This is a genomic window from Streptococcus bouchesdurhonensis, assembly GCF_948472335.1.
The window spans coordinates 95210-107927 of sequence record NZ_CAOKTW010000009.1; the positions used below are offsets into that span (position 1 = coordinate 95210).

The 12718-nt window shown below is 42.2% G+C and carries 13 protein-coding genes and 1 riboswitch; all 13 genes read left to right on the forward strand.

Annotated elements, in window-relative coordinates; all coding sequences use genetic code 11:
• The first annotated feature begins 2 nt into the window (after nt 1–2).
• The 13 genes from QMQ21_RS14450 (at nt 3) to QMQ21_RS14510 (ending at nt 12681) form a co-directional block, all read left to right on the forward strand.
• A complete protein-coding gene (locus QMQ21_RS14450; protein ID WP_049543972.1) occupies nt 3–317 on the forward strand; it encodes a hypothetical protein in 315 nt (104 codons plus the stop codon).
• A gap of 117 nt (nt 318–434) precedes the next feature.
• On the forward strand, nt 435–854 hold the full coding sequence (locus tag QMQ21_RS14455) for a DUF1492 domain-containing protein (protein ID WP_049543971.1): 420 nt from the start codon (nt 435–437) through the stop codon (nt 852–854).
• Nucleotides 854–1246, forward strand: a complete 393-nt coding sequence (locus tag QMQ21_RS14460) for an ArpU family phage packaging/lysis transcriptional regulator (protein ID WP_247939473.1) — start codon at nt 854–856, stop codon at nt 1244–1246. The genes QMQ21_RS14455 and QMQ21_RS14460 overlap by 1 nt, the downstream gene beginning before the upstream one ends.
• A gap of 53 nt (nt 1247–1299) precedes the next feature.
• Nucleotides 1300–1446, forward strand: coding sequence for a hypothetical protein (locus QMQ21_RS14465; protein ID WP_180374977.1), 147 nt, complete (start codon nt 1300–1302; stop codon nt 1444–1446).
• A 469-nt stretch (nt 1447–1915) separates the two neighbouring features.
• On the forward strand, nt 1916–4747 hold the full coding sequence (gene uvrA / locus QMQ21_RS14470) for an excinuclease ABC subunit UvrA (protein WP_261814701.1): 2832 nt from the start codon (nt 1916–1918) through the stop codon (nt 4745–4747).
• On the forward strand, nt 4740–5801 hold the full coding sequence (locus QMQ21_RS14475; RefSeq protein ID WP_049502620.1) for a M24 family metallopeptidase: 1062 nt from the start codon (nt 4740–4742) through the stop codon (nt 5799–5801). The genes uvrA and QMQ21_RS14475 overlap by 8 nt, the downstream gene beginning before the upstream one ends.
• Before the next feature lie 56 nt (nt 5802–5857).
• Nucleotides 5858–6010: riboswitch (M-box (ykoK) riboswitch) on the forward strand.
• A gap of 193 nt (nt 6011–6203) precedes the next feature.
• Nucleotides 6204–8864: a magnesium-translocating P-type ATPase gene (gene mgtA, locus QMQ21_RS14480; protein WP_049502621.1), complete on the forward strand. Its 2661-nt coding sequence runs from the start codon at nt 6204–6206 to the stop codon at nt 8862–8864.
• A 135-nt stretch (nt 8865–8999) separates the two neighbouring features.
• Nucleotides 9000–9398 carry a transcriptional regulator Spx gene (gene spx / locus QMQ21_RS14485; protein ID WP_000591165.1) on the forward strand — a complete coding sequence of 133 codons (399 nt, stop codon included), beginning with the start codon at nt 9000–9002 and terminating at the stop codon, nt 9396–9398.
• 60 nt (nt 9399–9458) lie between these two features.
• A complete protein-coding gene (locus QMQ21_RS14490; protein WP_000725153.1) occupies nt 9459–10028 on the forward strand; it encodes an SP0191 family lipoprotein in 570 nt (189 codons plus the stop codon).
• Nucleotides 10029–10114: 86 nt separating this feature from the next.
• Nucleotides 10115–10381, forward strand: a complete 267-nt coding sequence (locus tag QMQ21_RS14495; protein WP_000507059.1) for an IreB family regulatory phosphoprotein — start codon at nt 10115–10117, stop codon at nt 10379–10381.
• A gap of 3 nt (nt 10382–10384) precedes the next feature.
• Entirely contained in the window at nt 10385–10804 is a 420-nt protein-coding gene (gene ruvX, locus QMQ21_RS14500) for a Holliday junction resolvase RuvX (RefSeq protein WP_004239076.1), read from the forward strand.
• 15 nt (nt 10805–10819) lie between these two features.
• On the forward strand, nt 10820–11125 hold the full coding sequence (locus tag QMQ21_RS14505; RefSeq protein WP_000017620.1) for a DUF1292 domain-containing protein: 306 nt from the start codon (nt 10820–10822) through the stop codon (nt 11123–11125).
• A gap of 305 nt (nt 11126–11430) precedes the next feature.
• Nucleotides 11431–12681 (forward strand): folylpolyglutamate synthase/dihydrofolate synthase family protein, encoded by a 1251-nt coding sequence (locus QMQ21_RS14510; protein WP_261814702.1) that lies wholly within the window; start codon nt 11431–11433, stop codon nt 12679–12681.
• The last annotated feature ends 37 nt before the right edge of the window (nt 12682–12718 follow it).

The following is a 12718-nucleotide window of genomic DNA, read 5'->3' on the forward strand; positions in this document are numbered from 1 at the left end:
ATATGGAACGCGATAGCCGAGGGAGATTTTTGCCGGGCAATCAAGTAGCAAAAGGCAACAAGGGCAATAGAAAGCCCAAATATGGCAATAGCAACGCTTTGAAGCATGGACTACGCAGAGGATATACCGGATTGTTACCAAGCCTAAAAGGTGGGGTGTCTATATATAAAAATGGTGCATACCTTGGAACGCTACCAGACAAGTATTTCCACCATTCTGAAGATGGGGCGCTTTGGGTAGATTACAACGCTTGTCAGTATTTAATTTCAGTTTGTGGCTTGCCTAAAAGTATGTTTAGCGAACCCGAGGAATGGTAAAGGTGCAGATATTTGAACTCCGAGCGAACGCCGAGAAAATGCAAAAAAAGCCAGCACAGGGCTGACTCCTTTGTGATATATCCGATAAAAATATTATATCATAGAGGAGGCCGAGGTATGACACCAGAGCAGGTAAAAGAAAAACTAGAGGGCGTTAAGTGGATAAGCAAGGAAATCAAAGGCTTATATTTGGAATTGGAGGCCCTGGAAGGTGGTATTATCAAAAAGCCAATACTAAGCCATAGCAGGGTACAGGCAAGCAGAGAGAACAAGACAGAGAACAATCTTATAAGTGTTCTAAAACTAAAAGAGGATACGCTTCAGAGGATTGAGCGACTTACTGAAGAGAGAATGGAAATATCTAGGCTGATTGATAAGTTGGTCAATCCGCTTGAGCGTTCTGTTCTAAGACTTTTTTATTTGAATAATCTAGACGCTTGGCAGGTTGCTGAGGAAATAGATAAATCAAAGACTACAGTATATCGAGTAAAGCAGGAAGCTATAGAACACTTGAGCAAGGTGGAAGGAGCGAACTAATGGAGCTGGATAACTTTAAAACGATGATGAACGTTAGAAAGCGGATGACTTACTTTCTACGTTTCCAGAGAATGGCAGGAAGTGAAAACCAAGTTAGTATCGATGAAGAAGCCTGGAAACTTGTCTTACCTGATCAGTGGAATTTGAGTGGTGAACATGAAAAAGCAATCCGTGAGGGATTGGAAATATTCGCCCAAGACATCAACAGTATAGAGAACAAACGAGCCAGAAAATACTTTATTATCCATTATTACTACATGAGGAAGAAAACAATGAGTGAATGCGTAGAGATGGCAGGTACTAGCTCCACTAGCTACCACCGATACAAACAGATAGCCGTCTTAAACTTTGCGAGAATCCACCAGAACGGAGAGCTAGAGGCATATAAGTAGGCGTCGGTGGTGTTTTGTTGAGAAATGTTGAGATTTAAGTGAGGGGGGATGACATGATTGAAGATTTTTTGATTGATTTGGAGAATATCCAATTAGAAGATATGGAGATAGATTTAAACATGGATATAGACATCGATTTAAATATAGATTTTGACCTTGATGGTTTAGATTTAACCTTACTACAAGAATTAGAAGCATAAATGTTGGCAATTGTAGGCGTAGGCTTCATATTCGCCCCCTATTTTGCTTTGTTTCGTACTGGACAACTAAAACACCACGGACAAACTACAAGCCCTTAGAAACGAATCTGGGGGCTTTTGTGAGGTCATAATCTTATAAACCACGCGCTTCATGGTATAATATACCTATCAGCAACCAGCAATAAAAAAAGCACGTTTGACCGTGCTAGTTTCTTGCCTGCTGAACTCGTCAAATCTTAGCCCTTTTGTGGGGCTTTTTTGCTCCCCTTTTTGCGTACTTTGGGGGAGCAAGTAGTGAAAAGTAATATTAGTGATTTTTGTTAAAAAGCGCGTGATATACGGGTTAGGAAGCCCCAAAGAAACATAAAATAAGCAGTTCTTGATTATACTACAAATTCATCCTTTTGGGTAATAGAATCTCACTTTTTTTGGTATAATGGTAAGCAATAATGGACTAGAAAGAACAAAGATGCAAGATAAAATTGTCATTCATGGGGCGCGTGCCCATAATTTAAAAAATATTGATGTGGAGATTCCACGAGACAAGTTGGTTGTCGTGACCGGCTTGTCAGGTTCAGGGAAATCCAGTCTGGCCTTTGACACCCTCTATGCGGAGGGACAACGTCGTTATGTGGAGAGTTTGTCAGCCTACGCTCGTCAATTCTTGGGGAATATGGAGAAGCCAGATGTAGATGCCATTGATGGTCTCAGCCCAGCTATTTCCATTGACCAGAAAACGACTAGTAAAAATCCTCGCTCGACAGTGGGAACCACGACTGAAATCAATGATTATCTGCGTCTCCTCTACGCACGTGTGGGGACGCCTTACTGTATCAACGGGCATGGAGCTATCAAGGCTTCTTCTGTGGAGCAAATTGTGGATAAGGTTTTGGAGTTACCTGAACGCCAACGCCTGCAAATCTTAGCCCCAGTTATCCGTAAGAAAAAAGGACAGCACAAGAGCGTCATTGAAAAGGTTCAGAAGGATGGTTATGTCCGTGTCCGTGTGGATGGGGAAGTCTATGATGTGACCGAAGTGCCAGAGTTGTCTAAGAGCAAGCAACACAATATTGATGTCGTGGTTGACCGTATTGTTATCAAGGAGGGCATCCGTAGTCGTCTCTTTGATTCTATTGAGGCTGCCCTTCGTATTGCAGAAGGTTATGTGATTATTGATACCATGGACGACTCTGAGTTGTTGTTCTCTGAGCATTATGCCTGTCCAGTTTGTGGTTTTACCGTGCCAGAGTTAGAGCCGCGTCTCTTCTCCTTCAATGCTCCTTTTGGTTCTTGTAGTGAGTGTGATGGCTTGGGCATCAAGCTGGAGGTGGATACTGATTTGGTAGTACCAGATGCCAGCAAAACCTTACGTGAGGGAGCCTTGGCTCCTTGGAATCCCATCTCATCCAACTACTATCCAAACATGCTAGAGCAGGCTATGACAGCTTTTGGAGTGGATATGGATAAGCCTTTTGAGGACTTGTCAGAAGAAGATAAGAACTTGATTCTCTACGGCTCAGATGGTAAGGAATTCCATTTCCACTATGAGAATGAATTTGGTGGCGTGCGCGATATCGATATTCCTTTTGAGGGAGTTGTTAATAATATCAAACGTCGCTACCATGAAACTAATAGTGACTACACTCGCACCCAGATGCGCCTTTACATGAATGAGCTGACCTGCGGAACCTGTCATGGTTACCGTCTCAATGACCAGGCCTTGTCTGTCCGTGTTGGTGGTGACCAAGGGCCGCATATCGGAGAAATTTCAGACCTGTCTATCGCAGACCACTTGGAGTTGGTGAGCCAGTTAACCTTGTCTGAAAATGAAGCCATCATTGCTCGTCCCATTCTCAAGGAAATCAAGGACCGTTTGACCTTCCTTAATAACGTGGGTCTTAACTATCTGACTCTGTCTCGTTCAGCAGGAACCCTTTCAGGTGGGGAAAGTCAGCGTATTCGTTTGGCAACACAAATTGGTTCCAACCTATCAGGCGTCCTCTATATCCTAGATGAGCCATCGATTGGGCTCCACCAGAGGGATAATGATCGCCTGATTGCCAGTCTCAAAAAGATGCGTGATTTGGGTAATACTCTCATAGTAGTGGAACATGATGAAGATACCATGCGCGAGGCGGATTATCTGATTGACGTTGGTCCCGGTGCCGGTGTTTTTGGTGGGGAGATTGTCGCTGCAGGTACGCCTAAACAGGTAGCTCGTAATAGTAAGTCTATCACAGGTCAGTACTTGTCAGGCAAACGTGCCATTCCAGTACCAGAAGAACGCCGTGTTGGTAATGGTCGTTTTATCGAGGTGACGGGAGCGCGTGAGAACAACCTGCAAAATGTCACAGCTCGCTTCCCACTAGGAAAATTCATCGCAGTGACAGGGGTGTCGGGCTCAGGGAAATCGACCCTAATCAATAGCATTCTCAAAAAAGCTATTGCCCAGAAGCTCAACCGCAATTCAGACAAACCTGGTAAGTTTAAAACGATTACAGGGATTGAGCATGTAGACCGCTTGATTGATATTGATCAGAGCCCTATCGGACGAACGCCGAGGTCCAACCCAGCTACCTATACAGGAGTTTTTGACGATATACGTGACCTCTTTGCTCAGACAAATGAAGCTAAGATTCGTGGCTACAAGAAGGGTCGTTTCAGTTTCAACGTCAAGGGTGGTCGCTGTGAAGCCTGCTCAGGTGACGGGATTATCAAGATTGAGATGCACTTCTTGCCAGATGTTTATGTGGCTTGTGAAGTCTGCCACGGAACCCGCTACAACAGTGAAACCTTAGAAGTTCACTACAAGGAAAAGAATATCTCGCAGGTCTTGGATATGACCATCAACGATGCAGTGGAATTCTTCCAACACATTCCCAAGATTCAACGCAAACTTCAGACCATCAAGGATGTGGGACTGGGATATGTAACGCTAGGGCAACCAGCTACCACCCTTTCTGGGGGAGAAGCCCAGCGTATGAAGCTGGCTAGTGAACTCCACAAACGATCGACAGGAAAATCTTTCTACATTCTGGATGAGCCGACGACAGGTCTTCATACCGAGGATATCGCTCGCTTGCTCAAGGTTTTAGCTCGCTTTGTAGACGATGGCAATACAGTCCTTGTTATCGAGCACAATCTAGATGTTATTAAGACGGCAGACCATATTATTGACTTGGGACCTGAGGGCGGTGTCGGTGGTGGAACCATCATCGCAACAGGAACTCCAGAAGAAGTAGCTGCTAACGAAGCCAGCTACACAGGACATTATTTGAAAGGAAAATTACATCATGAATAAACGCGTACAAGCATTTCTAGATAAAATGCAAGAAAAAGAACTAGATGGTATCATCATTAATAACCTTAAAAACGTCTATTATTTGACTGGTTTTTGGGGCTCAAACGGAACAGTCTTTATCAGCCGTGACCGTCAGGTCTTGGTGACAGACTCTCGCTATATCATTGCAGCCAAGCAAGAAACCAGTGGCTTTGAGATTGTAGCTGACCGCGATGAATTAGCTATCATTGCAGGAATTGTTAAGGACATGGGTTTGTCTCGAATTGGTTTTGAAGATGAGATTTCAGTGTCTTATTATCATCGTATGCAGGCTACCTTTGAAGGAATTGACTTGCTTCCACAGACTCAGTTTGTTGAAGGTCTTCGAATGATTAAGGATGAAGCGGAGATTGCAGCTATTCGCAAGGCTTGTTCTATCTCAGACCAAGCTTTCCGCGACGCGCTTGACTTTATTAAGCCAGGAAAGACTGAGATTGAGATTGCCAACTTCCTTGACTTCCGCATGCGTGAGTTGGGAGCATCTGGCTTGTCTTTTGACACTATCTTAGCTAGCGGAATCAACTCTTCCAAACCCCATGCCCATCCCATGCACAAACCAGTGGAGCTGGGAGAAGCTATTACAATGGACTTCGGATGCCTCTACGACCACTATGTCAGCGATATGACACGGACTATCTATCTGGGGCATGTTAGCGACGAGCAGGCAGAGATTTACAATACAGTTCTCAAAGCAAACCAAGCCTTGATTGATCAGGCTAAGGCTGGCTTAGGTTTCCGTGACTTTGACAAGATCCCTCGTGATATTATCATCGAGGCAGGCTATGGCGACTACTTTACTCACGGTATCGGACACGGTATTGGACTGGATATCCATGAGGAACCATACTTTAGCCAGACTTCTACAGAAACTATTAAGGCAGGTATGGCCTTGACCGATGAACCGGGTATCTATATTGAAGGTAAATACGGGGTTCGTATCGAGGATGATATCCTGATTACAGAGACCGGTTGTGAATTATTGACCCTAGCTCCAAAAGAGTTGATAGTTATCTAAGAGTTAAACAACTTAAATGATTGACTTTTAAATTTTAAAGGTTTATACTGAAAGACGAAAACGGTAGGTGAGGCTACCATAGGGATACGGATGACTACCGCAAAGCAGTGGAGACACTACTCGTTGGTCAACAGTCCTGGTCGCGAAGGCCAAGACTAAGCTCATTACATTGCCCTATGGAGTTAAAGCTTGAACGAAAAACAGATAGTTAGTTTTTTAATCCTGCCATTTTATGGTGGGATTTTCTACTGTTTAAATCAAAGAAAGGAGATAGACGATGCAAATTGACGACCATCCGGAACCGCACATACACAGCCAATCGCTGATTTGTGTCGTTCTGCCCTTATAAAGTGATTGGTCTCTGTGTATGAAACACATCATTCATACAGATAGGAGAAACCAATGAAAACTACAAAAGAAAGATTAGCAATAGCTATTCATACATCTTTAAACGAAACTCTATCTTTTTATAAGACAAGTCTAACAGGATTGACTGAGGAGCAGGTGGAGAAAAATCGTGACCTATATGGCGAAAATACCATCACAAAGGGTCAAGAAGACAGTATCCTCAAAAAGATTTACGAATCCATTATCAATCCTTTTACGATCATCTTACTGGTCATCGCCGTGATTTCCTTGGTGACCAATGTCTGGTTGGCAAAACCAGGTCAAGAGGATCCGACGACTTCTATTATCATCGTTGTCCTAGTCCTCATTTCTGGTGGCATACGCTTTGTCCAAGAACTCCGTAGTGATAAGGCTGCGACCAATCTATCAAAAATGATTGTCAACACAGCGACTGTCATTCGTCAAGGAGAAATCCAAGAAGTACCTATCGATGATTTGGTAGTGGGTGACGTGGTTAAATTAAGCGCTGGAGACATGATTCCAGCAGATCTTCTTTTATTTGAGTCGCGCGATTTCTTTGTCCAACAGTCGGGCTTGACAGGCGAAAGTGATTCTGTTGAAAAATTGGCCTTGACCAAGGCAACAGTTCAACAATCTGATAGTCTGCTAGAAGCAGAAGCGCTCGCCTTTATGGGAACCAATGTCTTATCTGGTAGTGCCAAGGCCGTGGTTTTAGCAGTTGGTGATGATACCATGATGGGGGCCATTGAGCAGACTTTGAACACCTATGATGAGCCTACTTCGTTTGAAAGGGAGATGAATAGTATTTCGTGGCTCTTGATTCGTTTGATGCTGGTCATGGTGCCCATCGTTTTCTTGTCCAATGGTTTAACAGATGGTGACTGGCTGGAAGCTGGCGTATTTGCTTTGAGTGTTGGTGTTGGATTGACACCTGAGATGCTTCCTATGATTATCACGGCCAGTCTAGCAAAAGGCTCCATCATTATGGCCAAGGAAAAAGTGGTTATCAAGAAACTCAATGCCATACAGGACTTAGGGGCGATTGATATTTTGTGTACAGATAAGACAGGAACTCTAACCCAAGACGAAATTGTCCTTGAATATCCCTTGGACATCCACGGACGCTTGGATTTGACCGTCTTGAGACGAGCTTATCTCAATTCTTATTTTCAAACGGGCTTGAAAAATTTGATGGACAGAGCCATCATCAAACGGACTGAAAAGGAAGCCAAAGAACACGCCCTCTTACAAAATCTGGCTCAAACTTTTCAAAAAATAGATGAGCTTCCCTTTGATTTTGAACGTAGACGGATGAGTGTTATCGTTAAGGATGAACACGAAGTTGTTAGTTTGGTAACCAAGGGTGCCCTAGAGGAAATGTTGACGATTTCCAGTTATGCGGAATACCAAGGAGTGATTACTCCCTTGACAGATGTTATTAGAGAAGAAATTTTAGCAGAAGTCAGACAACTAAATCAACAAGGTTTGCGTGTCTTGGGAGTGGCCTATAAGTCAGGTTTGAGGGAAGGCCATGCCTATACAGTTGATGATGAAGGGGATATGATTCTAACTGGTTATTTAGCCTTCCTAGATCCTCCTAAACCATCTGCAGCACCAGCAATTAAGGCTCTGTTAGAACATGGAGTTCAAACAAAAATTTTGACGGGAGACAACGAAAAAGTTACTCAAGCAGTCTGTGAAAAGGTTGGTTTGGATATCAATCAGATACTGTTAGGATCTGAAATTGATCAGATGAGTGATCAAGAATTGGCCCAAGCAGTAGAGGAGGTAACAGTATTTGCCAAACTTTCTCCTGACCAAAAAGCGAGGATTATTTTGCAATTTAAGGCCAATGGTCATGCTGTAGGCTATATGGGAGATGGGATCAATGATGCTCCTTCTATGAAAGTTGCAGATGTGGGGATTTCTGTTGATACAGCAGTAGATATTGCCAAAGAAACGGCTGATGTTATCCTACTTGATAAGGATCTCATGGTGCTTGAAAAAGGACTTGTTGAAGGTCGTAAGGTCTATGCCAATATGACTAAATATATCAAAATGACAGTGAGTTCTAATTTTGGAAATATCTTATCCCTATTGGTCTCTGGAATCTTTTTGCCATTTTTACCAATGGCACCAGTCCATTTGATTATCCTAAATCTAGTCTATGATTTGTCTTGTATTGCCTTGCCTTTTGACAAGGTGGATAAAGATTTTTTGAGAAATCCGCATACCTGGGAAGCTAAGTCCATCACACGTTTCATGATTTGGATGGGACCTATCTCTTCTGCCTTTGATATTTTGACCTTCAGTTTGCTTTATTTTATCATTGTACCCATGACAACAGGTCAAGCTTATGTTCATGGGGCAGAGTCTGCCGTAGGTTTTATTGTCTTGTTTCAGACAGGTTGGTTTATCGAGTCCATGTGGTCACAGACCATGGTTATCCATATGCTGCGTTCAGCTAAAATTCCCTTTTTACAAAGTCGTCCAGCTTGGCTAGTCCTTGTGACAACCTTATTGGCTGCAGCCTTTGTGACCTTCCTTCCCTACAGTCCACTCGCAATCCTACTTCATCTAACTCCTTTAAAACCGATTTATTTCATCTTTTTACTTTTCATCATTATTTTGTATATGATTAGCGTGACAATTGTGAAAAAAATCTATATCAAGAAATATCAAGAATGGCTGTAAATTTCATTTTGTCAAGAAAAAAGTACGAAAATGACGAAAAAAGTCAAAAAAATTTAAAAATAGGTCGCAAGTCGGATGTTTTTTATGGTATAATAGACTAAACTGATAGTAACATGTAGCGAAAGGGGTAGGTACATGATTAAAATTTATACAGTCTCAAGTTGTACTAGCTGTAAAAAAGCAAAAACCTGGCTCAATGCCCACCAGTTAAGTTATAAAGAACAAAATCTTGGTAAAGAAGGAATTACGAGAGAAGAATTACTGGATATTCTAACCAAAACAGATAACGGAATAGCCAGCATCGTTTCATCTAAAAATCGCTATGCCAAAGCCCTTGGAGTGGATATTGAAGATTTGAGCGTCAATGAAGTTCTCAATCTGATTATGGAAACACCGAGAATTTTAAAGAGCCCAATTCTTGTAGATGAAAAACGCCTGCAAGTTGGCTATAAGGAAGACGATATTCGTGCCTTCCTACCACGCTCTGTCCGTAATGTAGAAAATGCAGAAGCACGTTTGCGTGCAGCTCTATAAACATCAAGACTGGGAGCAACTCCCGGTCTTATTTTAATTTAAAAAAGAAAGAAGAAAGAAATGAAAAAAATAGTTCTTGTTAGTCTAGCTTTCCTTTTTGTCCTAGTTGGTTGCGGACAGAAAAAAGAAACTGGAACAGCTACAAAAACAGAAAAGGATACGCTTCAGTCGGCATTGCCAGTTATTGAAAATGCTGAGAAGAATACAGTTGTGACCAAGACTTTGGTCTTGCCCAAGTCAGATGATGGTAGCCAGCAAACCCAAACCATTACATACAAGGACAAAACTTTTTTGAGCTTAACGATTCAACAAAAACGTCCAGTCTCAGATGAGTTGAAGACCTATATTGACCAACATGGAGTGGAAGAAACTCAAAAAGCTCTTCTCGAGGCGGAGGAGAAGGATGAGGCTATCATAGAAGCTCGTAAATTAGCAGGATTTAAGCTTGAAACTAAACTATTGAGTGCAACAGAACTTCAAACAACGACTAGTTTTGATTTTCAGGTTTTGGATGTCAAGAAGGCTTCTCAGTTAGAATATTTGAAGAACATTGGTTTAGAAAATCTCTTGAAGAATGAACCAAGCAAATATATTTCAGACAGATTGGCAAATGGCGCGACAGAACAATAGAAAATCCAAATAAATAGACTACCTGAATTGTAGAACGTAAGGAATTATGCTATAATGGTACTATTCTAAGGAAAGAGGGTGTTAGAATGGGATTTACTGAAGAAACAGTACGTTTTAAATTGGACGATTCCAATAAAAAAGAAATTAGCGAAACTCTGACTGATGTTTATGCTTCGTTGAACGATAAGGGCTACAACCCGATTAACCAAATCGTAGGTTACGTATTGAGTGGAGACCCTGCCTACGTTCCTCGTTATAATAATGCACGAAATCAAATCCGTAAGTATGAGCGCGATGAAATCGTTGAAGAATTGGTCCGCTACTACCTTAAAGGACAAGGAGTCGATCTATAACCTATGAGAATTATGGGATTGGACGTCGGTTCAAAAACGGTAGGGGTAGCCATTAGCGATCCACTCGGTTTTACAGCTCAAGGGCTTGAAATCATCCAAATCAATGAGGAGCAAGGCCAATTTGGTTTTGATCGCGTTAAGGAGTTGGTTGATACTTACAAGGTGGAACGATTTGTAGTGGGCTTGCCTAAAAACATGAACAATACAAGCGGACCGCGCGTGGAAGCTAGTCAAGCCTACGGAGCAAAGCTAGAAGAGCTTTTTGGTTTACCAGTAGACTATCAAGATGAACGCTTGACAACAGTTGCCGCAGAGCGCATGTTGATTGAGCAAGCAGATATTAGTCGTAACAAGCGCAAGAAAGTCATTGATAAGTTAGCAGCTCAGCTGATTTTACAAAATTATTTAGATAGAAAATTTTAATACAAAGGAGAGGCTATGTCACACGATCATAACCACGACCACGAAGAACGTGAACTAATCACACTAGTAGATGAACAAGGAAACGAAACCTTGTTTGAAATCCTTTTGACCATTGACGGAAAAGAAGAATTTGGTAAAAACTATGTTCTTCTAGTACCAGTTAACGCAGAAGAAGACGAAGACGGACAAGTTGAAATCCAAGCTTACTCATTCATCGAAAACGAAGATGGAACAGAAGGCGAATTGCAACCAATCCCAGAAGACTCAGAAGACGAATGGAATATGATTGAAGAAGTCTTCAACAGCTTTATGGAGGAGTAAAAATGTTCAGTGAACATTTTTACCCTTACGCTAAAAATAAAGACCGTAAGTAAGTCTGGGAGACTGTATCAGCCCAACTCCTAGAAATTAGAAGAGTTGGAACGTCCGGGGGACGTTTTTAGCCTGACGCTAAAAATAAAAACCGTCAGTAAGTTCGGGGGATATTTTTACCCCAAGCTAATATTCATAGTAGCTAGTTATTAGCTAACCAGGTGAGAGGTCGGGACGAAAATCCTGGCCTCGTTTTTGTTAGTTATGAGACTTTATTGAGGCAGTTGATTGAACCTGTAATTAAGGAGATGTATATGTTTAAAGTAGAAGAGTGGCTTCATAGTCGGATCGGTTTGAATTTTCGATCAGGTTTAGGTCGAATGCAGCAAGCGGTGGATTTGTTAGGGAATCCCGAGAAATCTTATCCTATTATCCACGTCACAGGAACTAATGGAAAAGGATCTACCATTGCTTTCATGAGGGAGTTATTTATGGGGCATGGCAAAAAAGTTGCGACTTTTACCTCCCCGCATATCGTCTCCATCAATGATCGAATCTGCATTAATGGGCAACCAATAGCTGATGCAGACTTCATCCGTTTGGCTAATCAGGTCAAGGAGATGGAGAAAACGCTTCTGCAAACCCATGATCAGTTGTCCTTTTTTGAATTGCTGACCTTGATTGCTTTTCTTTATTTTAGGGAGCAAGAGGTGGATTTGGTTTTATTAGAAGTGGGAATTGGTGGCTTACTTGATACGACTAATGTGGTAACTGGAAAGATTGCTGTTATCACATCCATCGGGCTAGACCATCAGGAAACCTTAGGTGATAGTCTAGAAGCAATCGCAGAGCAGAAAGCTGGTATTTTCAAGGCTGGTAAAAAGGCAGTGATTGCGAAATTGCCTTCAGAAACTAGGCTTGTCTGTCAGAAAAAAGCAGACTCTTTAGCTGTTGACCTTTATCAGGCAGGTCAGGATTTTTCAATGCAGGATGGTGATTTTTCAAGTTCTTTACTAAATATTTCGCAGCTGAAAATAGGATTGGAAGGAGCTTATCAGCAGGAAAATGCGGCCTTGGCGCTACAAACGTTTCTTCTCTTTATGAGGGAAGGAAAGGAAGTTGTTGATGAGCAGGTTGTAAGACAGGCTTTGGAGAAGACCCATTGGGCTGGGCGTTTGGAGCGTATTTGCCCTCAGATTTACTTGGACGGTGCTCATAACCTCCCTGCCTTGACTCGCTTGGTTGAATTTATTAAAGAAAAAGAGCAGGAAGGATATCGGCCTCAAATCCTATTTGGAGCCTTGAAACGGAAGGATTATCAAGGGATGTTGGCTTATCTGACTGAAAATTTACCTCAGGTGGAACTCAAGGTGACTGGTTTTGACTATCAAGGTTCTCTGGACGAGACAGATGTAACAGGTTACCATGCAATTCCCTCTTACCGAGAATTTATCAGCAGTTTTGAAGAAAGAGCCGATACCAAGGACCTGTTATTCATTACAGGGTCTCTCTATTTTATCTCAGAAGTACGGGGCTACTTGCTGGCCCATGAGCAGATGAATTGACCTCCTTTTTTGAACTTGTTATACTAGGGAAACTACT

Bases quoted from the DNA above. Each gene is read 5' to 3' on its own strand.
- QMQ21_RS14505 (WP_000017620.1), top strand. From the start codon at position 10,820: ATGTCACACGATCATAACCACGACCACGAAGAACGTGAACTAATCACA.
- QMQ21_RS14460 (WP_247939473.1), top strand. From the start codon at position 854: ATGGAGCTGGATAACTTTAAAACGATGATGAACGTTAGAAAGCGGATG.
- QMQ21_RS14475 (WP_049502620.1), top strand. From the start codon at position 4,740: ATGAATAAACGCGTACAAGCATTTCTAGATAAAATGCAAGAAAAAGAA.
- ruvX (WP_004239076.1), top strand. From the start codon at position 10,385: ATGAGAATTATGGGATTGGACGTCGGTTCAAAAACGGTAGGGGTAGCC.
- QMQ21_RS14465 (WP_180374977.1), top strand. From the start codon at position 1,300: ATGATTGAAGATTTTTTGATTGATTTGGAGAATATCCAATTAGAAGAT.
- QMQ21_RS14495 (WP_000507059.1), top strand. From the start codon at position 10,115: ATGGGATTTACTGAAGAAACAGTACGTTTTAAATTGGACGATTCCAAT.
- QMQ21_RS14490 (WP_000725153.1), top strand. From the start codon at position 9,459: ATGAAAAAAATAGTTCTTGTTAGTCTAGCTTTCCTTTTTGTCCTAGTT.
- QMQ21_RS14510 (WP_261814702.1), top strand. From the start codon at position 11,431: ATGTTTAAAGTAGAAGAGTGGCTTCATAGTCGGATCGGTTTGAATTTT.
- QMQ21_RS14455 (WP_049543971.1), top strand. From the start codon at position 435: ATGACACCAGAGCAGGTAAAAGAAAAACTAGAGGGCGTTAAGTGGATA.
- spx (WP_000591165.1), top strand. From the start codon at position 9,000: ATGATTAAAATTTATACAGTCTCAAGTTGTACTAGCTGTAAAAAAGCA.
- mgtA (WP_049502621.1), top strand. From the start codon at position 6,204: ATGAAAACTACAAAAGAAAGATTAGCAATAGCTATTCATACATCTTTA.
- uvrA (WP_261814701.1), top strand. From the start codon at position 1,916: ATGCAAGATAAAATTGTCATTCATGGGGCGCGTGCCCATAATTTAAAA.
- QMQ21_RS14450 (WP_049543972.1), top strand. From the start codon at position 3: ATGGAACGCGATAGCCGAGGGAGATTTTTGCCGGGCAATCAAGTAGCA.